The sequence below is a fragment of the Veillonella criceti genome, from assembly GCF_900460315.1.
GTDB classification, from domain to species: domain Bacteria; phylum Bacillota; class Negativicutes; order Veillonellales; family Veillonellaceae; genus Veillonella_A; species Veillonella_A criceti.
On record NZ_UHIO01000001.1, the window covers coordinates 1,008,502 to 1,032,704 of the forward strand.

A 24,203-nucleotide genomic window follows, 5' to 3' on the forward strand; every position below is an offset into this window, starting at 1 on the left:
CTTTTTTATACTATTTCAATTCATGTTCCCATTCAGTATGGAAAATGCCTTCTTGGTCAATACGTTCATATGTATGAGCGCCGAAGAAGTCACGTTGTGCTTGAATCATGTTAGCTGGTAAGCTTTCACGACGATAGCTATCGTAATAATCTAAAGAAGCAGAGAAAGCTGGTGTTGGAATACCAAAGCGTTTCGCTTCAATAATCGCTTCACGCCATTTTGCTTGATGCTGTTCAATTGCTTCCATGAAGAATGGATCAAGTAACAAGTTATTTAACTGTGGATTGCGTTCAAAGGCTTTTTTAATATCTTCTAAGAACACGGCACGAATGATACAACCACCACGCCATAAGAGTGCCATATCACCAAAGTTAATGTTCCAGTTATATTCTTTAGCAGCCGCTTTAATTAAAGCAAAGCCTTGTGCATAGGAACAAATTTTAGACGCATACAAAGCGGAATGAATAGCATCAATAAAGGCTTTCTTATCTCCTTTATATTCGCCTTCAGGCCCTTTAAGCTGTTTCGCCGCTTCTACACGTTCTGATTTATACGCCGACATGCCACGGGCAAATACAGCTTCTGCAATCGTAGGAATTGGCACACCAAGTTCAAGACCTTCTTGGCTTGTCCATTTACCAGTCCCTTTTTGACCCGCTTTATCTAAAATCATTTCCAATAAAGGCTTACCTGTTTCTTTATCCGTTACTTTTAAAATTTTAGACGTAATTTCGATAAGATACGAATCTAATAGACCTTTGTTCCATTCAGCAAATACATCGCCCATTTCAGCATCGCTCATGTGAAGCAATTCTTTCATCATAAAGTAGGCTTCTGAAATAAGTTGCATATCCCCATATTCAATGCCATTATGCACCATTTTTACATAGTGACCAGCCCCATCATCACCGACATAGCTACAGCAAGGACCATCAGCTACCTGTGCGGCAATAGCCGTGAAAATAGGCGCCACCTCTTTATACGAGGCTTCATTACCACCTGGCATCAAGCTTGGGCCATTCAATGCCCCTTCTTCACCACCAGATACGCCTACGCCTAAGAAACGGAAGCCCTTAGCTTCTAATTCTTTACTACGACGACGAGTATCGCTGAAATGAGAGTTACCACCATCAATCAAGATATCGCCCTTATCAAGGTATGGTAAAAAGGCAGCAATCATGTCGTCAACAGGCTGGCCTGCTTTAACTAAGAACATAATTTTACGAGGTTTAGCCAACATATTCACTAATTCCTCTGGGCTATGCGCGCCACCAATCGTCCCTTCATGACCAAATTTAGCCACAAATTCATCTGTTTTCTGTGGGGTACGGTTATAGACAGCAATGCTAAAGCCTTTATGCGCCACGTTACGAGCCAAATTTTGCCCCATAACAGCCAAACCAACTAAACCAAATTCATATGTTTTGTTTTCCATATTTCGTCTCCTCTTCCACAGCGAGCCACGCATCTTGTTGTTGCGCCAACTGCTGTGCTTTTTTTATCACTTTTACAAAGGCTGGCGGAATATCTTCCCGTTCCTTTATATTATACGCAATACATTTACCTATAGTAATACCTTTTTGAAAAAAAAGCCAGCTAAAATAATAAATTTCTAGCAAATGAATCTCTCGATTAGGAATTGAGTTCAATTTTCGTTCGTGAAACGCCCGATTCACTAGCCCTTGCAACGATTCATTTTGTGCTTTAGCATATTTAATTAGCTTATCCACACCTTGTGTAATCGCTTTCTTACTGACTAATGAAGAACCACCTTCCAAATTAATCACCATGCGCACAATATCATCGAGTATGTCACGCCGATTACGACTAATCAAGTGATGCACCAAATCAAATTCATAACAAATCGTATCAGTAAAATATACTTGCTTCTTCGAAGCTTTCGCATCCGTACGCACATCACGATCATAAAGCGCAATGACAGGAATATCAAAGCGATTAAAAAGTTCTACCAAGCGACTAATAGACCCTTGTCCTCGTGCATTAATAAGCCCTATCCCATAAAAATCAAACGGAATGCCTAAAGTCTTGGCAAACTGCCTAAAACTACTATATTCCGTCTCCCCCTCGACAATCATAACACAACGCGTATACAACGCTTCTTTTACCGCTGAAAAGTAAGCAATTAAATGCTCCTCTGCTTCTGACGACACATCGAAGGTAACACCACAGGCAATTTTAACTGAACCAGACGGTTGACGATAAAACCGAATAATCTGTCTATAATCATCAGACAATACTTCAGCCGAATGAGTAACAATAAACAGCTGCCCCAACAGCCCATCTACATCAAACACATCTTTTAAAATGCGGAGAAACCCAATATTTTCATTGGCTAAAATCTCCTTGAAATAGTCAACCATCGCTCGTTGCATCAAAGGATTTAAATGCGCTTCGACTTCGTCCAGACTCACTATGAGTGGCAAATACCGCTTACCACGTTTCATAATAATGTGAGATTCAAACTTGCCCCCTTCTACCAAAGAGAAAATCTGTCTCACCACGCGCAAGACTACCAACGTAATCAAACGCAATGCATCAGGTGTATAAAAGCCTGCATATATGCCCGATATCAATCCAGCCTTCAAAACCTTCTTGTCAATCATCGAACCACGAGCTAACAACGGCCACTGTGTTAATTGAGCTAATACAATAATCATATAGTCAGGCAAATGGGGCATAACCATCCGAAATTGTCGAATCCGTAACGCAATGCGTGACATGGATTTATGAGAACCATCACCATCCCTAGTTAACACACGCTCTAAGGCATGCCCTAAGACATCGCGAAGTGCTACATAAGAATCAGCCATACTCGGCATAGCTTCACTATGTTCACCCCTATCTACCTCGGCTACAGCAGCCTCACTGCCCCTAAGCATTGACTTTGTCGTTGATGTATACAAGCCAATATCACGAAGCGCCAAATACGGAATATAGCGAAGCACACGCAGTGGCACTTGACGCCGTTTATCAATGGTTAGTACCTCATACAACTGTGGTCTTGCTACCACAGATAACTGCTCCCACTCAAGCAAAATGCGCCCTTCATTGACGGCTCCAACGAAACGCTTAGGTAGCGTTTCATGTGGATCTACCATTAATGTTAGACGCACTTTTACTGGTTTTGTCACATCAAAGAAGTCAGTCGCTGCCAACGAACGACCGGACGTAATAATCATAATAAGCGCTAGCAGATTAGATTTCCCAATCGCATTTTCACCAATCAAATAATTGCACTGTTCGTGAAACGCCAATTGCATATGATTCAAATTGCGAAAATTTTCAATCTCTAAGGTCGCTAAATACATACTAGCACCTACTTTCATAGAAATGAGAGAAACACGTCCCCTTATTTAACATGTTGCTCCTTTAACCGAGCAATCATAACAGAGGCGACAAACATAAGTAAGCCGGCACAAACTGTCAACCAAGATAAGGTTTCTCCAAAAATGAGAAAACCCCACATAGCATTAAAGAATACTCCGATATATTGCAAGAACTGCGCTACTACAGCATTAGTCGCTACAAAGGCACCTGTTAAGAAAAATTGGGCAAATACAGAAATGCCTCCAATAATAGCAATAATGCCCCACTGCCGAAGATCTGGCCACACAAAATTAGGCCACATTAAAGCACCGCCCACAATCATAGTGGTTACCAAGAAATAAAACATGATCTCATAATTGCTATGATGACCGACCTGACTAATCTTGCGAATTGTTGTATACGCAGCCGCTGCAAAAGCAGCCCCACCTATAGCATACAAGGAATACCAATGAAACTCACTAAACGACCAAGGTTTAATCATAATCATAACAGCGGCAAAAATCACGAGTAACCATTTGCCAGCCCCTTTAGGAATCGCTTCACGCAATATAAAGGTACTAAAAATAAATACAAATACCCCTGATAATTGGAATAAAATAGCTGCATCGGCCAAATTCATATACGCTAAAGCGATAAAGTTCATCAAGGTGCCTACACCACCAAAAATACCGCGTATGGTAAGCATACCGCGATGTTCCGTAGAAAAGGCAATCCCCTTTGCCCACATATAGGCTAATACTGCCACCGTGCCAATGAGACCTCGAAAAAACGTAATTTCCGAAGCGGGCATAGCTTGACCAAGCATCTTAACAAATAAATTCATTACACTAAATGCTAATGCTGACGCAATAGCATAGAAAAACGCTGTTCTCACATAGTCACTACTTTCTAATTCATACTACAGTAACTTATTTACCAAAAGTATCTACGAAACTTAAAATTTCTTTCCCCATCAATTCTTTATCAATCACATGAGTAAAACGAAGTTCCTTCTCCTGTAAAGCCGCTAATTCTTTAGGGAATGCAACGCCTGTCACTGCACTAATATGCTCTAAACTTTCATACGGTGTGCCCCCTGGCTGAATTTCCAAAGCTTCACAAATAGGGGTTGGGAACTTGAATGGATGTGCCGTAGCAGCAATCACAGTATGACGACTACCGTCTTCAGGATGAGCCTGTAATTCTTTCATATAAGCCCCCATAGCTACCGCTGTATGAGGATCTAATAAATACCCATAGGAATTATATACCTGCGCGATAACCGCTTTCGTTTCTTCATCGGATATAAATTGACCACTAAAATCACGTTGTACCCGACTTAGCTCTTCACCGCTAACAGACAACTTACCCGTCGCTTTTAACTCTTTCATACGTGTATTAGTGAGTTCATAATCCTCACCACTCACATAATACAAGAATCGTTCAAAATTAGAGCTTTCTAAAATATCCATAGATGGTGAAATCGTAGTATAAAATTGACGATTCATATCGTAAGTGCCCGTTTTAAAGAAATCCGTCAATACATTATTGCGATTGGAGGCACAAATCAATTTACCAATCGGCACGCCCATTTTTTTTGCATAATAAGCCGCCAAAATATTACCAAAATTCCCTGTTGGTACTACCACATTAAACGCTTCATCCCGATGAATAGCACCTTGGTTCACAAGCTCTGCATACGCCGCCACATAATACACCACTTGTGGTGCTAAGCGACCAATATTGATAGAGTTAGCACTAGAGAATCGAACCCCTTTGGCCGCTACTTTAGCCGCCATATCTTTATCTACAAATAGGCGTTTCAAGAACTGCTGGGCATCGTCAAAATTGCCTCGAATAGCGGTAACATTCACATTATCGCCTTCTTGCTTCTGCATCTGCTCCTGTTGCATAGGGCTTACCCCATCGGTAGGATAGAAAATTTGAATATGCGTTCCGTCCACATCTTTGAAGCCTTCTAAAGCCGCTTTGCCTGTATCACCAGAGGTAGCCGTTAAAATGAGCACCTCATCAGTTTCCCCTTCGGCTTCTTTAGCCGCCACCAATAAATACGGGAATAAAGATAACGCCATATCTTTAAATGCCTGAGTACGACCATGAAATAGTTCCAACACAGATAATCGCTCTAATACAGAATGGAGCGGTGCTATATCCACTGTGCTAAAATTAGCTTTACTATAAGCCGCGTTAATCATTTCTCGTAATGCGGCTTCACTAAAAGTTGGGAAAAAATGCTGTAACACAGTATATGCAATATCCTGATATGACGCATCCGCAACCATATCATAGGTAATTGTCCGTTCTGGAAATTTAGCTGGCACATAGAGGCCCCCATCACTCGCTAGCCCATGTAACAATGCATAGGTCTCATTGACTGTTTCTTCACTTCTCGTACTTCTGTATTTCATCTCTCTGCCCTCATATTTCTACTACTTTTAAAATTTCTTTTGATTAACTCATTTCATTTATAAAATATTACTTTATTTAATTAATTATACCGAAAATACGCAATTTTTGCTACCCGTGAAACAGCAAAAGACTGGGGCCGTCCCATTTCTGAAACGACCCCAGCCTTAGTTAGGAAGGTATGTCACAAACAAACCGAAATATGCAATTGTATTACTTAATTGACGCGTACTACAACTTATACGTTATTCTTTTATGCTGTTTGCACCTCCTATGCCACTTAAGCTTGTTGAGTTGGCTGTGCTTCTTCAGCATCAGCTTGTGCCTGTGGCGCACTTACGATTGGTTGAATCTGTTGATTAGCACCTACTAATGTATTAACCAATTGTGTTAATTGTTCAATCTTAGCATTTTGTGTATCAACTACCGATTGTAAATCTTTAATCTGTTGTGCCATCACTTTACGAGCTGGATAGTTTTCAGTTTCACCATCGCCAACACGTAAAGTTACACCAGCGTTAACCATGTTTTCACCGCCACCAAGGGATGTACCAATGCTAAACATAGTATCACCATTTGGACGATAGAACGCACCGAGAGCCACTGCATTGGCACCTTTGTAGTTACCTACACCAGCAGATACTTCCCATTTAGCTTCTGGGCTGAATTCTAATGGATGTAAAGCAGCAAGAGCAGCAGCGCCTGCACCAACACGGTCTACACGACGATCAAGTTTGCTAATGCGGTTAGACATTTGATTCATGCCATTGCCTACAGCATTAAGAGCGTTGTCTAACTGACCTTTGTTGATAGCATCTGTATCATCTTCCGCGTCAGCAACACCTTGAACTCGGTTGTTGCCCATATCGACTTTATCTCTGCTAACAACAACTTTGTCTTTACCATCTTCGCCTTTAACAGCAATACCATCGCTAGTAATTGTAGCGCCGTCTTTACCATCTTTGCCTTTAATAGTAAGACCATCATTGTTAATAGTTGTGTTGCCAGTAGTTACGGAATTTAGGCCGGTAAGGTCTTTATTAAGCTGTACTTGAACTTGTGGAATCTTCACACCATCTTTTTCAACTACACTAGCCACAGTTGCAATATTAGTATCACCAACTACATTAAATTGACTACCCGGTGTTGCTGCAGCTGTGCCAGAATCACCACCTACTGTAATAGGTTTTGTTTCAACAGAAATGTTAATATCTTTACCTTCACTAACTTTATCAGCAGTGCCTGTATTTGTATTACCTGTATCAGTGCCAGTATTACCTGTGTCAGAACCAGTACCTGGAGTTGTAGGCGTTTCTGTACCCGTACCAGGAGTTGTAGGCTCTTCTGTGCCAGTACCTGGAGTAGTTGTAGATTTATCAGGTTCAACAGTTGTATTATCAGTTGGTGTATCAACACCGTTAAGTTTTAAACCAATCTTATAGGTGCTGCCATTACGAGTTACGATAACACCATCATCAGCAACGATATCAATACCACCAGTTGCAAACTGATTCTTAACAAATTTGTAAATTGTATCACCATTTACAATATCATTTGAGCCTTCTACTATTTGGCCACCCCAACTATTCTTGATAGTCGCACCACCAAAGTTGATAGCTGTTTTACTGATGATAAAGTCACCACCACCAAATTTGATGGAGCCATTACTACCGAGATTAATATTCTGAGCAAGTTTAATAGTTAAACCACCGTCAGCTTTAGCTACTACACCAATGTTATTATCACTAAGTTTAGTTTCATCAGCAATACCGCCCTTAATGGATAAGGTGTCATTAAGTTTCTTAGGAATTGTTACATCCGCTGTATCACCAGTGAAGTTTAGGCCATCATCCATAGTCGCTACTTCATGTGGCTTACCGTCTTCATCTTTATAAACAATACGAGTTACGCCATCTTTACCGTCAAGACCTTTTTCACCATCTTTTACGGAAATATCTGCGCTTGTATTGTTACCTTTTGGAAGCTCATTGCCTTCAGCATCTTTACCATTTTCACCAATAATTTGGATACTACCTGGTGTACCTGCCTTGCCATCGGTACCTGGTTGTCCATCTTCACCTGGTTTACCTGGTTCGCCTTTAGTACCAATGACTAACTTATCATTTAACTTAATGTCATATGTTTTTTGTCCATCAGCATCAGTAACATTGATTTGTAAGTTGCCTGTACCAACATATGTTGTATTTTTGGCTTTTTCGCCACCATTAACACTTACAACCGTATGTTTACCTGCTTCTGTTGCGGCAGCTTTTGCTTCATTAGCTACCACTTGCAACTGATCTTCAGTAGCGGCGCGACCATTTACAACGCCCACTGTGTCTGGATCCCAATCTGTATTAGTTAAACCAGTTACATATAAACCAGTTTGTTTTGGAGCATCTGTAGAGTTGCCATCTGCATCAGTAATTTTTGGTGTTACTTCCTGGTTAGCAATATAGATACCGCCTTGACCAACGCCTTCAGGAGTTACTGTACCACCAATACGAGCGCTGTCAATACCTTTCAAGTCTTTAGCTAATTTAACGCTTAAATATGTTTTACCATCTTTAGTCTCACTAACAACACCAATATTATTATCACTTAATGCCTTAGTATCTGCGCCACCTTTAATGTCTAGTTGTTCATTAAGTTCCTTAGCTATAGGCTGAGCATCGTCACCAGCAAACTTGAGACCATCATCCATAGTCGCTACTTCATGTGGCTTACCGTCTTCATCTTTGTAAACAATGCGAGTTACGCCGTCTTTACCGTCAAGACCTTTAGCACCGTCTTTTACAGAAATATCTGCGCTTGTATTGTTGCCTTCTGGAAGTTCTTTGCCTTCAGCATCTTTACCATTTTCACCAATAATTTGGATACTACCTGGTGTACCTGCCTTGCCATCGGTACCTGGTTGTCCATCTTCACCTGGTTTACCTGGTTCGCCTTTAGTGCCAAGTACTAACTTATCATTTAACTTAATGTCATATGTTTTTTGTCCATCAGCATCAGTAACATTAATTTGTAAGTTGCCTGTACCAACATATGTTGTATTTTTGGCTTTTTCGCCACCATTAACACTTACAACCGTATGTTTACCTGCTTCTGTTGCGGCAGCTTTTGCTTCATTAGCTACCACTTGTAACTGATCTTCGGTAGCGGCGCGACCATTTACAACGCCCACTGTGTCTGGATCCCAATCTGTATTAGTTAAACCAGTTACATATAAACCAGTTTGTTTTGGAGCATCTGTAGAGTTGCCATCTGCATCAGTAATTTTTGGTGTTACTTCCTGGTTAGCAATATAGATACCGCCTTGACCAACGCCTTCAGGAGTTACTGTACCACCAATACGAGCACTATCGATACCTTTCAAATTCTTAGCTAATTTGATTTGTAAAGTATCTTCACCAGATGCTACAACACCAATATTATTGTCAGATAAGTCTGTTGTCTGAGCACCACCAACAAGATTTAATTGTTCACCTAACCCACGATGTAAAATCTGAGTAGTATCACCCTTGAAATTAAGCCCAGTTTCACCCAATGACTTCAATTGTGCCACATTCACTGCATCAGTATCTTGTGTACCCGCTGCTACATTAGTGATTTGACGAGTTATACCTTTATCAGCATCACCAACAGATACAGCGGCACCAGTAGCAATCCAAGTCGAAGCGAGTTTTTCTGCTTCTAGCTCTTTAGCTGGAATAATTGCTTCTGTTTCACTTAATTCTTGTTGTTTTGCCAAAATTTGTTGAGTTAACTCACTATATTCATCATCCCAGAAAGTATATTGTTTCAATTCTTCTTGTAATGTACTAATCTCTGTATTAATAGCTGTTGCTTTTTCTTGTGCCGTTTTAATATCATTTTGAATTGCATCATAGGCGGCTTTATTATCACCTAATGCCGATTCAAAATCAGTCACGTTACCAGAGATATCATAGCCAAGTTGACCTTTATCAACAGTTGCTATTGAACCAGAACCAAGAGCTACACCACCAGCTACGCTAGCATTTGCATTATGACCAATTACAGTCACATCAGCTACTGTTGATTCAAGTCGTTTTGTTCCCTCTTCATTCGTATCAGCGGAACCAATTACAACACTATTATTAATGCCTGTTAATTTACGATTATCACCTAAAAGAATCGCATTATCAGTACTATCAATTACATTGTTACTGCCTGTCGCTGTTACATGACTTACATTGGTCGCAATATTTTCGAAACCAGTAATAGCGTTAGCTATACTAATATCACTATCAGTACCTTTTACCGTATTATTAACCCCGATAATGGCTGTACGTTGCGTATAGTCTGCTACGTTGCCACCACCAAAGGCCATGGTAGCACCGCCACTCTTACTATTGCGAATTGCACTTTGTAATGTATCAACCATTGCATCAACTGAAGCAGCACCTGAAGTTGGTGCATTAATTGATGTAACAGAGTTAGAGATCTTATTGCCAGCACCATATACAAGGGAACCATTTGTATTATCTGTAATATTAGCTATACCTGTAATGGTATTGGCAATACCTTCATATGATGGGAATAAGAAATTACCGCTACCATTTGAACGAATGCTATTCAAGGAACCCAGTACAGTGGCACCAAAATTCTGTGCACCATAAGCCAAAGTATTCATTCGTCCAGAGCTGTCAAAGCTACCCGTAGCAATCGAATACGAACCTATCATTGTAGAGAATAAACCTTTAGCATAAGTATTGGTACCTAAAGCGGTTTGATTTACATGGAAACCAATCGCATCATTGCCTTTAACTTGTTTTCCACCCATTAAACCATTATAAGTACGACCACCAATGTCAATAGAACCGGTACGACCTTTAGCATTGACACCCATAGCAATACCAGTGGCCACACGACTGCGGTCAGTTGGATTATCATAACCTCCAGCGCCACCTTTAGGCCAAATAGTTGGATCAAAGCCAAGTTTAGCTTCTTGTTCGCCACCACCAGCAAATACACGAGCATTTTTACCAATTGCAATATGTCCATCTAATACGATGTTAGGGTCTACACCAGCACCATCACCGATGATAACTGTGCTATCGCCACTTGATCTAGTGTTGCGACCAATAACTACAGCGCCAGAACCTTCAATCGCACGATTCTGATAACGATTATTATATCCAATTACAACACTACCTGAACCAGATACATTATTGGTATTACCAATAGCAACACTATTTTCTCCACTAGCTACTGCATTAGGACCAATAGCAACCGCATTAAGACCTGTAGCACCTTTGTTATCTTTATTGCCAGTTTCAGTAGATTTTACGGAGAAGTATTCAATTTTATTCTGTAATCCATTAATAGCAATGCTTTTGCCATTACTATCAGTTAATGTTAATGTACCTTTACCATCAGCTGCATATGTAACCGCACCACTTGCAACTGTAGTATCTTTATCAACTGCATTGATTGTATATACTGTACCACCTTCAGGTGTAGACGCAGTGCTAACGGAAGCTATATTTTCTCCTCCTACAACAGATACCTTGGCTGCTTTTAATTGGGCTACGTTGACTGCATCAGTATTTTGCCAGCCAGCAGCCACACCTGTAATTTGACGTGTTTTATTAGGTGTACCAACAGCCACAGCACCAAGTTTAGATGTCCACATTGCTGTAGTCTTTGTAGAATTTGTGCCAGTAGTTGGATCATAACCAGCAACACCTTTATCAGTATTAGCAACGGATCCTGCACCTAATGCTACTCCACCAGCAATTTTACTCTTCGCTTGATACCCAATAGCAACAGAGTTTTCCTGCATAGATTGAACTTCATTACCAATTGCTATTGCTGTCTTACCTTCAACAATATTATCTTTACCAACAGCAATACCATAGTCTTCATCGGTTTGACCAACTTTATTATTAGAACCAATCGCTATACCTTTACTTCTTACTGTATTACCTTGGCCTATAGCATACGCAGCAGTAACCGTATTGAGAGCACCAATTGTTATGCCTTGGTCTCCAGATACAGTATTACCAGCACCAAGAACTGTATTGTGCTCACCTGTTACAGTAGTTGGTGTAATTTTAGCATCAGTAAGATTATTATAATCAGTTGCTAAAACACTATTATAAATACCATTTACAGTAGCACCATTAGCTACTACAACACTACCATTTACTGAACCATCTTTACCATCCTTAGTGCCCTCTAAAGTTGTTCCATTACCTAATAAAATAGAATTAACCGCACCTTCAATGTTACTTGAATTAATGCCAATTACAAGGGAATCATTTGCTTTAGCACCGTCATTAGCAAAATTAGAGCCATCAGCGACTTTATCACTTGTAGCTGAGTAGTAATGAATAGCGCCATCATCAACTTTAGTATTCAATGCTTTTAATTGGGCTACGTTAACAGCATCAGTATCTTCTGTACCAGCTGCTACATTCGTGATTTGACGAGTTACATATTCATTACCTACAGAAACAGCGCCTAAGCCAGATTTATAAGCAGCACTCAATTTACCTCTCTCATCTAAGATAGCATAAAGCTCATCTCTAGCCTTTAGTGCCTCCTCATATAAAGCATCATCTTTTGGATTAGCATCAAAAGCGGCTTTCTTCTCCATCATCTCTTTTTCTTTAGCTTGTGCTTGTTCCGTTAATGCATTATATTCATCAGCCTTGCCTAAATATGTTATAAGCTCTTCATCACTAGTAAATGTAGCTGCATCTGGAGCATATCCAAAGATTCCTTTCTCTCTATTTGCAATGGAACTAGAACCTATAGCAATAGAGCGTTCTGCCTCAGCCTTCGCACTAGATCCTATTGCTACACTACTACGCCCAGATGCTGCCGAATTCGCCCCTAATGCAGTTGCATAATTCCCTTTAGATTCAGCAAAAAAACCTATAGCTGTACTTTTATTACCAGACCCTACTGTTCTTGTGCCTAGAGCTATACTTGAATCACTTTCTGCTTTAGCCCTATCACCAATAGCAATAGAACCTTCATCCTCAAGATTCACATTACTCACAGCTGCATTACCAATAGCAATACCCGCCTTACCTTTAGCCGTGACACTAGTCCCTAACGCAACAGAGGTTGAACCTAAGGCATTACTATTTTGTCCATAAGCTACACTATAATCACCTGTAGCCTTAGATTTCCAACCCACAGCTGTATTACGTGCATTACCAGATGCATTAGCCTCAACACCGATAGCAATGCTATCATCGGATGTTGTTGAAGAACTTACACCAATAATAATCCCTTGGCCATCAGTAATATTACTACCAATTACAATCGCATTGTCAATATCTGCTTCGACATTAGAACCTAAAGCTACTGCATTATCAGCACTAGCACTTGCATTAGGCCCAATAGCCATGGAGTTAGCCCCAGTAGCACCATCATTTTCATAGTTTGTACCATTTGGAGTTGGGCCATTTACACTGAAATAGTGAGTCGCATTATTGTCAACTTTAGTATTTAATGCTTTTAATTGAGCTACGTTAACAGCATCAGTATCTTGTGTACCCGCTGCTACATTAGTAATTTGTCTAGTACCAGCTTTCACACTAGCATATGGTGCTTTATAACCTACAGAAACCGTACCGAGTGTAGACTTCCAAGTTGGAGTATCTTTAGTACTTTTGCGGCCAATGTTAGGGTCATATCCCACAGCACCAGCCTCAGTATCTACCTTAGATTTAGAACCTAAGGCAACACTATCTCCTTTACCCGCATCAGCAAATTTACCTATAGCCGTAGCAGCCTCAGCATAACTTTTTGCTAAATGACCTAAGGCCAATCCACTATCAGCGAACACTTCAGCTTCATAGCCAATAGCGGTACCAAAAGTGTCTCCGCCTATTTTATTATATTTTGTTTCAACTTGTTCCCCAGTAGTTCTCGGATCCAATGCATATTTAGTTTTCTCTGCCTCAGAAAGTTTTTCATAATCTTCAAGAGATAAAGACTGCGATCTATCCGCATAAACAGTAGCATTAGTACCAAGAGCAATAGATCTCCCAGTATAAGTTGCTGCTTGATACCCACTAGCTATTGATTTTCCATTATATGCTCGTGCATAACTGCCTAGAGCTGTTGAATCCCATCCATAAGATTCAGCATAAGTGCCAAGCGCAGTGCCATTATCATTAGATACTGCCATATAGCCAACAGATACGCTACTTTGTTTGTTAGCTTTACTTAACATGCCTAATGCAAGACTTGTAGACGTACCACTGTAAGAATCATAGCCAATAGCTATGCCGTCTTTAGCTGTCGCCTCATGACCAATAGCTATTGTGCTACTCCCATTTAATGTACTAGCATTATAACCAATAGCAATTTGACCACTACCACCAGCAACAACATTCGCACCATAACCAACTGCTAAAGAGTACGACCCTTTATTAGATGCATTAGGACCAATAGCAATACTACCGAGCTCCGTTGCGCCCTTATTATCTTTATTAGTATCGGTAGCATTAGCACCCTTAATAGACACATACTCAACACCACTACCTGTGCTACTTGTATTGATTAAACTTGCCACTTTATTTAATTGAGCTACGTTAACAGCATCAGTATCTTGTGTACCAGCAGCTACATTAGTAATTTGACGAGTGCCTACGGCTTTACCGTCAGCACCTGCAGAACCAACTGATACAGCACCTAATGTAGATGTCCAAGTAGCAGTCTTCTTATCGTCATCAGATACTGTTGTGTTAGACGGAGCAGCACCTACTACACCAGCTGCCACACTTGCCACAGAGTTAGAGCCCAATGCTACACCATCTGCTACCGCAGCATTAGCATTATAGCCTGCTACAACTGCATTGGATACTGTTGTATCTAATACTTTGCCTGATTCGCCAGAGCCTAAAATAACATTGTTAGACCCACCTGTAATGCTACGATAATCGCCTACAAGAGCATTGCCAGTAGCACCAGATACAGCATTGTTAGTACCAATTAAATACGTATTATCGGACTCTGTAACTGTATTTTTTGCACCAGAAACAAAGTTATATTGGCTATTATTATCAGATGTACCTGTCAAGCTGTTATTAACGCCAGTAACTGATGAGAAGCGTGCATTATCAACTATATTCGCACCACCAATAACAAGCATTTGTCCGCCACTATCTTTTACAGCACTAGCTAGTGCTTTAGTTAAAGAAATTGGATCTGTTGGATTAAGAGCGCCAGGATCAATCATTACATCACCATACGAGTTAGTAACTAAATTCCCTGCACCAAAAATCAATGTAGCATTTGCATTTTGTGTTGTATTAGCGGCACCTACAACTGCATTGGCAACACCATCAAATTCACCACCTGTAGAGCCATCAATAGTATTTACCATGCCAACAGCCGTTGCAGTAGCGCCTTGGAATAAAGTTTTAGTTTTAACAGAAGTTCCTAAACCAACCACTGTAGAGCCGATACCACCGGCAGTATCTCCACTGGCATTGCCTTGCTTAGCTAACATATCTAGCCCAACTAACCGTCCATTATAATCATTTACACTAGAATACGGAGTTGCCGCACTTACGCCTCCACTCAATCCCGCACAAAGTGCCAATACAGAAAGAGCCACGCCCAATGTTCGGCCTGACTGAATATGAGTAGAGGCAGCTTTACCATTGCTCTTAGCTAATTCAGATACTACCACATAGCTATGCTTCACCTTACTCCAAATGACTTTGTAATGCTTATTCATTGACTCAACCTCCCAAAATGTTAACCAGTCATTCAATAACAATTCATTACATTATAAAAATAAAAAACTTTAAATTAATGTATGTTTAAAATAATCTAAAAACTAAAACATATAAGACTGTAAACGGCTATCACCCCACACAACATTTTCTTCATAGAGTTATAAACACATCTTCCTCATAAACTTTTATAGTCTATTTGTCTTCATTTTATCTTTACATTTTCTGACTGTCAATAAAAAACAGTGGTTTACAATGACAAAACTTCATTTTAAGCTCATTAATATATTACATATTTCAAATTTATCAACCACTTATTAATTAATAATTTTTTTCTTATAATTTCAACAATAATCAAATTTTATAGGATGTATGCTAGGTTTATCAATTTATAACCTCTTTTTTGATATAATCCCACATTATAAAACAATCTCTATGTATGCTCATTTTAAACTCATGTTTTATGATGCCGAAATTCATGTTTAATTAGACCAAGATTAACAAATAATTATCATAGTAGCTTCACTTTGCTTAGTCCTTTTTTTAAATTAATAGTTTACTTTTTAAATCAATAGGTATATAATATCTATGTTGTCATGGACCACTAGCTCAGCTGGCAGAGCACCTGACTCTTAATCAGGGTGTCCAGGGTTCGAACCCCTGGTGGTCCACCACACTAAGCCTTGTTTGCGCAAGGCTTTTTTTGTACCCTTAAACATACACAAACACCAAAAAGCCCGAATCTCCTTCTCCGAGATTCGGGCTTCTCAAATATACACCATCAATAACTATGAACTATGGCCTCTAAAATAACGCATTTGGCCATCCGCCACTTGGCTGAGCCATTCATTACGTGGTTGACTATAGCCGGTCATATGAACCAATCTAAAGTTATCGTCTAGAATGAAATCTAAACCACGAATAGTCTGTGCTATTTTATACTTATAAAGCAAGTCCTTTTTTTGGATTAAGCATGTCTAAAAAACCGTGAACATGTTCATATTCAGGCGTCAAATTTGCTACTTTAGCACTACCATAGCGAAACTCTGTACGAGCACCGCCTGGTTCTACAATGGTTACTTTCACATTACTGCAATAGATCCAGTTAAATTTGTTGCAACAATATGATCCACTTGTTCATCAGTCAATTCTTCGGCCGCCCAAATAGCCCATAGCCAGCATTTGAGATATTTCGTTTCATATATATCACTACTCCTTATCCATAACTTTTTCTTATTTCTCCTTTATCATAACGAAAAAAGACCAACAAGAACAATTCATCTTGTCGGTCTTTTCGATAAGTTTTTCTTATGCTAATTTTATTTATCCTTAGTAAAACTATATTCCTAAAACGAGTTTTCCATGATTTTTACAAAGTCTTTCACTACAGTTGTAAGTCGTGCAAGTGGTGCAAATAAGCAATATTGACGCGTCAAACATTTCTACACACCTAAGTCTTGCTCCAGCGACTTAATTCGTTGCGATATAGCAGATTGCGAGATATGACACGCTTCAGCTGCCTCTGTAAAGTTGTGATATTTGATAACCGCTAAAAAGGAACTCTTATAGCTATTCTCTTGAAATAGGAAAATAGCCTCAACGTGGAAATAACGTCAAGGCCATTTCTCAAGTAATTTTAGATTTCTTCGAGATGAGCCAAACGGTACCAAACGTCTAGCTATCTCTCTTTCTATATACCCACTCTACAGTCACCCGTCAAACACGGGTGGCTTTTTACTTAACGACTACCGATACACCATCAGGAATAACTGTCACAGATGCCGTTTGACCTTTAAGTTCAAAAGCTCTTTGTAGTGCTTCTTCAAAGGTAAACACATGTTCCATATGCATATCTGTAAGCATTTGTGGATTACATTGATCAGTGACTACAATAACGGTAAATTTATCTAAAATACGTGCCAAAATTTGCATTTCCCATTGATCTGGAATTGTTTCATTCCGTGGCACTTTTGCAATTCTATCTAATAGTTCTCTTGGCGTTTGTACTGCTTTTAAATTATCATATAAAGATTGACCACCATGACCATCATTACAAGCCGCAATCATGATAATAACGCCATTAGGCTTACAAGTTGCCTCAGCTGCTGTCATACCTTTAACCGCTTGGTAAATATTTTGATCAAGTGGATAGCCACCATTCGTGGTCACTACAATATCTGCAGGGGCTTTAGACACACTCGCTAATTTTGTTACAAACTCACAACCTGCTTCATGCGCCTTTTCACTATCTCCAGCAAACGCATTAATAATATGTTTTTCAGGGTCAATTACCACATTTAAAATAAACGCTAATTTAGCGACTTTAGCTGCATATAGCATATCTCTGTGAATAGGATTATCTTTCAAAATACCCGTGCGAGCCTGTGGACTGTTAATAAATTCAGCACAATGATTCGCCATGACGGTCACGGCTGAGGCAATGCCTGGCAAAATACTCTTGCGACCACCTGAAAAGCCTGCAAAAAAGTGTGGTTCAATAAAGCCTTCAGCAATAAGTAATTCTGTTTCAACGGCCAATTTATTGATAATACATTCACCACCAGATGGAAGCGTACCTACTTTTGCCATCTGCGAAGAATCTCCAGAAATATGATTGACAATTTTTTCATGAGCTACAATTTCAGGTCCAAATTTATCAATCATCTCTTCCTTAGTCGTGGGCCTATGAAATCCAGTAGCTAACAGGATTGTAATATCAATTGTTGGATTCACGGCCCGAATACGGCGTAGTAAAATTGGCATTGTAATTTTACTAGGGACTGGACGCGTATGGTCACTGGTAATAATGACCATATTATGTTTTCCTTTTACCAACTCTTCTAACGGAGCACTACCAATAGGATTATCTAACGCCGCTTCTACTAAGGCCGTTTCACTCGCTGTTGCCTTATATTCAGCAGAACCTGATTCTAAAACAGCTGTTAAATTAGCCTCTGGTACTTGAATGTCTACAAAACCTTTTGCATATGGTACTTTCATTGTTTTCATACTTATAGCCCCCTATAGCTACCTCTTACCATCAACCTAACTCTATATTTATGCATAATAGGCATAGATATTATGCATATCACCTTGTTAAATATATCACTCATTAATCAAAATAGCAATAAGATTCTATAGCATATATATAATTTATCAAAGAATAGAGGCCTTTTAATATTACATCGCACATTCAAACACATTCATCGTATTTTTGTGCTATAATACCTATAGAGGTAGCTAAGTAGCTAGGTTTGTCAATCCGTAACAGATTGGCGGTGATGTCCATGAACACATACCAAGTACTTACTTTAATGATAAGTTTTGGAGTACTAGTGGCCACCATTATTATTGCTTCTAAATAAGCAATGAAAAAGGCCATAGCGTTGTAACACTACGGCCATTTCTCAATATAACATTTTTGTTACGAGATGAGCCGAGCGTTGCAATACTTAGCTATCTCTCTTTCTATTATACCCACTCTACAGTCACCCGTCAAATACGGGTGACTTTTTAAATTCCAAAAATCCAAGATACGCCTAGGCGAATAAAGCTCAAAGTTAATACCCAAAACGCCAAGAAATGCAGAGTTCCTTCTAAGCCTTGCCCTAAACGAGACACGCCAGATTTATATACAATATCACACCAACACATAGTAAAACCTCCAATCACACTGTATGATAAATGATTCTTTATTATTCATTCTTTTACGATATAACTGTTCTTATTCTACTAAATTCACTCGCATTTCTCAACCTAAAAAGCATGCTATGTATACCAATTGCGCATATGATATAATGAAATCAATAGCATATTCTATTATATGTATAGGAATATATGTAGGAATATATGTATAGGAATAGGCTCTTACAATTTTTTAGCTATCTATCTTTGAAAGGCTACTTTTATGACTGACATTTTATTATTTGAAATGATAAAACGAATCAGTACTGCCATTGTACTGGGTCTTGTCATTTCACGCTTAAAACTCTTTGATAGACTCATGGCCAATCGTTTGTCTTGGCTTGATCGCATTATTTTTATTCTTATTTTCTCTAGTATTGCGATTCTAGGCACTTATGGTGGCATACCAATTAATGATGCGCTCGCCAACTCGCGCATGATTGGCATTATGGCAGCCGGTCTTGTGGGTGGCCCCTTTTTAGGTAGTGCCGTTGGTCTCGTTTCAGGGCTCCACCGTTATTCCCTCGGCGGTTTCACAGCCCTCGCCTGTGCTATTTCGTCCATTACCGAAGGCCTTTTAGCTGGCCTTTTTCAGAAATTCTACAAACGTCCACTCATTCCTTGGCCCATAGCATTAGGCATTGGTTTCTTTGGTGAAATTTTGCAAATGCTCATCATCTTATTAGTCGCGGAACCGTATCATATGGCGGCCGCTCTCGTTGGTGAGATTGCCGTACCTATGACCATAGCCAATTCACTAGGACTGGCCCTTTTCATGAAAATCATCAAAGACGGCTTGCATCAACGGGAAACGCAAAAAGCCAATCAAAGCCAGAATATTTTAGCCATTGCCCGTGAAACGGTCCGTTATTTCCGTAAGGGCTTGAATCCTGAGTCAGCTAACGCAGTGGTTCAAATTATCAAAAAGCACAGTTCCTACGATGCCGTCTCGATTACAGACACAACGCATGTCTTAGCTTATATCGGAGCCGAAGCGAATCATCATGCCCCAGGCGTGGCCGACCATTTAACAAATGTAACCATTCATTCCCTAACATCGGGCAAAATTCATATTGCGTATTCTCACGATGAAATTGGCTGTACCGATCCTCACTGCACCCTGAATAGTGCCATCGTAGTACCGTTAACTATCAATAGCCGAATTATTGGTTCTCTTAAAATGTACTATACCACGGCCACCCATTCCCCCGACTCCTCAGATGTGGCCTTTGCACAGGGGTTAGCTGATTTATTTTCTACTCAGCTCGAGTTAACTGAAATTGACCAGCAACGCCAATTAACTGAAGCCGCTAAAATGCAAGCTTTACATACACAAATTAATCCGCATTTCTTATTTAATACGCTAAATACGATTTCCTCTTTAATTCGCACGAATCCAGAATTGGCGCGACGCTTACTGATTAAATTTTCACAGATGTTTCGTTTCACCTTGCAATATACGGGCCGTGTCATTTCTATCGCTAAAGAATGGGATCAAGTCAGTGGTTTCCTCGAAATTTCCCTAGCCCGCCATGGTGATAAGCTCTTTGTGACACACAATATTGATCCAGCTATTTTTAACTATGGCATTCCGTCGCTCACATTGCAACCGATTATTGAAAACTCCATTAAACACGGCTTGCAACCTCGTGAGGTCGGTGGTTCTATCGCCATCGAGGGTACGATGACTGACACAGATATTCTAATTACGGTAACTGACGATGGCGTAGGTTTTCAAAATGACCCCTCCTATTATTTAGAGCACCCTCCCGAAGGACACATTGGCGTAAGCAATGTCCATCACCGCCTACAAGGTCTCTATGGTACGCCTTATGGCCTCACGATTTCATCCGTGCCCGAAGAAGGTACGACTGTAACCATCCGCATTCCTAAAATTCAACCTGAACCTGAAAAGGAGACTCTATGATTCGCACAATCCTAATTGACGATGAAGCGCCAGCTCGTGACGAACTGCGCTATTTGCTCACGACGAACCACAGCACTACGATTGATATTATTGGCGAAGCCGATAATGCCACGTCCGCCATTTCGCTCATTACCCATGAAAAACCACAATTAATCTTTTTAGATATTCATATGCGCGGACTCTCAGGTCTTGAACTCGCTGAGGTAATTCATGATATTTCACCAGACAGTCGTATCATTTTTGCTACGGCTTATGACGAATATGCGCTCAAAGCGTTTGAACTTCAAGCGTTAGACTATGTAGTAAAACCAATCGAAGAAGATCGTCTTGCTAAAGCTATTCAGCATGTAATGAAAGCCCTATATCCACAGGGACTACCAACAACTGAAACTACCGATGAAACGTTACCGCAAACATCTCATAAATCGGCAAACAACAGTACAGCCCCTTATAGCACACCAGCTGTACGCACAAATAAATTAGCTGTGGATGATGGTGCTCATATTCTATTGATTGACCTAGATAGCATCGCCTATATTACCGGTGAATCAGGACGCCTTGAAGTCCACACTGATGCAGGCAAGTACGGCTCAAATAAAACGTTAACTGAATTACAAGAACGCCTTCGTGGCACCTCATTATACCGTGTTCATCGCAGCTACATTGTAAATCTGAATAAAGTACGTGAAGTTGTTCCTTGGTTCAAAGGCACCTATTGGCTACGACTACCTAAGCAAACAGCCAAAGGCCAGGAACTCCTGGACATACCAGTGAGTAAGGCACAAGTGAAGTTGATAAAAGAGTTACTAGGGATTAACTGAATGTAGTTTAATAACTACCAATATGTTGGCCAATTAGATTTTACTAAACAAGGAAATAGGGAGCTCTCGCGCCCGAGCTAGGAAAGAAAGCAACGGCCACTACGAGTTCCCTATTTTCTTTTTGAGTCTTTACTACTACAAGCTTCTATCGCCAACATATTGATAAATTATAACTAAAAGAGTTAATCACTAGTAATCTCTTTTAGTAGTGAAAGGGATAGAAGGTACGATATAAAATAGGAGACCCGCCCTAGTTATGCTTTTACAAGCACAGCTAGGAGAGTCTCCTATTTTGTCTTTAAAGTATGTAAGTAGTTTTTGAGATTCTAATGTTAGATGAATATTAGGCTACCAAAAATGATATTAGCTCATACGATAATAACACATGTATTATCTCAAGAATAAGCTTATACATTTTCTGTTTCCATATTTGTTAGTTCTTCTGCTTCTATATCTGTTTCAGTTCTGAAGTCTTGTGGCTGTTTTGCCAAACGAATCCAGCTACGAACGGCTTCAACCATAACAATAGCAACTAAGATGAGCATAAGAATACTTACACCCACAAGCATCCACTGACCTTCTGGAATATAGTTTCCTACGATATTTTCATAATCAGCCATAACCGTAATAACAGCAATGAAAATACATGGAATTAAAGTAACCCAAGCGTAACGCTTATGACCAAGGTGCATAATAACGGTCGTACCAATAGCAAGGCCCATAGTCGCTAACAGCTGATTAGATACACCAAAGAGTGGCCAAATTGTACCGATGTTACCTTGTAATACGAGGTAACCCCAAGTGAAACATACTAGGAAAGAAGCAATATAAACACCTGGTAACCAATGTGCATCCTTCATTTTAGGGAATGCCATACCTAACAATTCTTGTACCATGTAGCGACTTACGCGAGTCCCTGTATCAATTAAGGTTAAGATAAATAAGGCTTCAAACATGATACAGAAATGGTACCAGTAGCTCATAAGATGTGCCATGCTAGGAATCTGAGAGAAGATGTGTGCCATACCAACAGCTAAGGATACAGCGCCACCTGGGCGGTGCATTAAGTCTTCCCCAACGAGGGCCGATAAAGCTGGTAATTCATGAACTTGAAGGCCTAAGGCTGTAAATGTTTCAGTAGTAGAATTAATAGCGAAATAGTCATTTGGATGTAAGCTAGTCGCCGCAATCAAAGCCATCATAGCAATAAATGCTTCCGTAAGCATAGCACCATAACCGATAGGTAACATTTCCTTTTCATTGGTAATCATTTTAGGGGTTGTCCCTGTAGAAACGGTCGCATGGAAACCAGATAAAGCACCACAAGCGATGGTAATAAATACGAATGGAATAGCGGAACCACTAAGCACAGGGCCACCACCATGTACATAATCAGAGAAAGCTGGCATTTGAAGCACTGGCATTACAATGATAATACCAAGTGCTAACGCACCAATTGTACCGACTTTCATATATGTGGATAAATAACCGCGAGGCGCTAATAATAACCAAACTGGTAAGGCTGCTGCAAAGAAGCTGTAAACAGCCAACATAATTTGAATGGAATGACGATCCCAAGTAAAGTAAGGCGCTAAAGAAGAATGAGCAATGTCTGGCCCATAAATAACAGCGGCCATAATCAAAGCAACGCCAATAACAGTGGCTTCACGAATTTTACCAGGACGAATCCAGCGAAGGTAAATACCAATGAATACAGCAATTGGAATCGTAGCACTTACTGTGAAAAAGCCCCATGGGGAGTTTTCAAGGGAGTTAGCTACTACGGCAGCCATCCCTGCCATAGTAATAATAAGCAAGAATAAAGTCGCTAATAAAGTACCCATACCCGCTAAGCTAGAAATTTCAGATTTCGCAATATCCGCAATGGATTTACCATTATATCGTACGGAAGCAAATAATAACACAAAATCGTGAACAGCCCCAGCCAATACGGAACCAATTAAAATCCAAAGCACACCTGGTAAATAACCAAACTGTGCGGCAATAACTGGCCCTACTAAAGGACCCGCACCAGCAATCGCTGCAAAATGTTGACCAAACGTAACCCATTTATTGGTAGGTACATAGTCAACACCATCATTAATAGCTACCGCTGGGGTTGTCCGATATTGATTCACCGTCAATACTTTGGCAGCTATGAAGGACCCGTACAAGCGATACGCTATCGCTAATACTAGGGCCGATACAATAACTAAATAAAGCCCGTTCATTTCCATCTCTTGGAACCTCCTAACATAAAATACGTGCCTTGTGAGCTGACTCTCCAGTCAT

Annotated in this window: 13 protein-coding genes and 1 tRNA gene; 4 read left to right on the forward strand and 10 right to left on the reverse strand. The window is 40.0% G+C overall.

Annotation, left to right across the window (positions count from 1 at the left end):
- Positions 1–10 precede the first annotated feature (10 nt).
- The 5 genes from gndA to DYE54_RS04615 form a co-directional block, all read right to left on the reverse strand.
- Complete coding sequence (gene gndA / locus DYE54_RS04595; protein WP_115310142.1) at positions 11–1,435, reverse strand: NADP-dependent phosphogluconate dehydrogenase; 1,425 nt, start codon at positions 1,433–1,435, stop codon at positions 11–13.
- Entirely contained in the window at positions 1,416–3,329 is a 1,914-nt protein-coding gene (locus tag DYE54_RS04600) for an ATP-dependent nuclease (RefSeq protein WP_172460558.1), read from the reverse strand. The genes gndA and DYE54_RS04600 overlap by 20 nt, the downstream gene beginning before the upstream one ends.
- Before the next feature lie 41 nt (positions 3,330–3,370).
- A complete protein-coding gene (locus tag DYE54_RS04605) occupies positions 3,371–4,222 on the reverse strand; it encodes a DMT family transporter (RefSeq protein ID WP_115310144.1) in 852 nt (283 codons plus the stop codon).
- A gap of 34 nt (positions 4,223–4,256) precedes the next feature.
- A complete protein-coding gene (gene thrC / locus DYE54_RS04610; RefSeq protein WP_115310145.1) occupies positions 4,257–5,756 on the reverse strand; it encodes a threonine synthase in 1,500 nt (499 codons plus the stop codon).
- A gap of 278 nt (positions 5,757–6,034) precedes the next feature.
- Entirely contained in the window at positions 6,035–15,481 is a 9,447-nt protein-coding gene (locus DYE54_RS04615; protein WP_115310146.1) for an ESPR-type extended signal peptide-containing protein, read from the reverse strand.
- Positions 15,482–16,077: 596 nt separating this feature from the next.
- On the opposite strand from DYE54_RS04615, the gene DYE54_RS04620 reads away from it, so the two are divergent.
- Positions 16,078–16,153 (forward strand) — tRNA-Lys (locus DYE54_RS04620).
- Between the two features lie 268 nt (positions 16,154–16,421).
- Here DYE54_RS04620 and DYE54_RS10245 read toward each other — a convergent pair.
- The 3 genes from DYE54_RS10245 to larA all read right to left on the reverse strand — a co-directional run bounded on the left by DYE54_RS10245 (position 16,422) and on the right by larA (position 18,488).
- A complete protein-coding gene (locus DYE54_RS10245) occupies positions 16,422–16,565 on the reverse strand; it encodes a hypothetical protein (RefSeq protein ID WP_218564755.1) in 144 nt (47 codons plus the stop codon).
- Between the two features lie 356 nt (positions 16,566–16,921).
- Positions 16,922–17,071, reverse strand: coding sequence for a LysR family transcriptional regulator (locus DYE54_RS04630; protein WP_115311085.1), 150 nt, complete (start codon positions 17,069–17,071; stop codon positions 16,922–16,924).
- A 142-nt stretch (positions 17,072–17,213) separates the two neighbouring features.
- Entirely contained in the window at positions 17,214–18,488 is a 1,275-nt protein-coding gene (larA, locus tag DYE54_RS04635; RefSeq protein ID WP_115310147.1) for a nickel-dependent lactate racemase, read from the reverse strand.
- A 278-nt stretch (positions 18,489–18,766) separates the two neighbouring features.
- Between larA and DYE54_RS10440 the strand changes: the two genes are divergently transcribed.
- Positions 18,767–18,844 (forward strand): putative holin-like toxin, encoded by a 78-nt coding sequence (locus DYE54_RS10440; protein WP_422822098.1) that lies wholly within the window; start codon positions 18,767–18,769, stop codon positions 18,842–18,844.
- Between the two features lie 148 nt (positions 18,845–18,992).
- Here the strand turns inward: DYE54_RS10440 and DYE54_RS10140 are convergent, their stop codons facing one another.
- Positions 18,993–19,133: a hypothetical protein gene (locus DYE54_RS10140; RefSeq protein ID WP_172460559.1), complete on the reverse strand. Its 141-nt coding sequence runs from the start codon at positions 19,131–19,133 to the stop codon at positions 18,993–18,995.
- Between the two features lie 253 nt (positions 19,134–19,386).
- On the opposite strand from DYE54_RS10140, the gene DYE54_RS04640 reads away from it, so the two are divergent.
- Positions 19,387–21,090, forward strand: coding sequence for a sensor histidine kinase (locus DYE54_RS04640; protein WP_115310148.1), 1,704 nt, complete (start codon positions 19,387–19,389; stop codon positions 21,088–21,090).
- Positions 21,087–21,911, forward strand: a complete 825-nt coding sequence (locus DYE54_RS04645; RefSeq protein WP_115310149.1) for a LytR/AlgR family response regulator transcription factor — start codon at positions 21,087–21,089, stop codon at positions 21,909–21,911. The genes DYE54_RS04640 and DYE54_RS04645 overlap by 4 nt, the downstream gene beginning before the upstream one ends.
- Before the next feature lie 407 nt (positions 21,912–22,318).
- Here DYE54_RS04645 and DYE54_RS04650 read toward each other — a convergent pair whose 3' ends face one another.
- Positions 22,319–24,148 (reverse strand): carbon starvation CstA family protein, encoded by a 1,830-nt coding sequence (locus DYE54_RS04650; RefSeq protein WP_172460560.1) that lies wholly within the window; start codon positions 24,146–24,148, stop codon positions 22,319–22,321.
- Between the last annotated feature and the right edge of the window lie 55 nt (positions 24,149–24,203).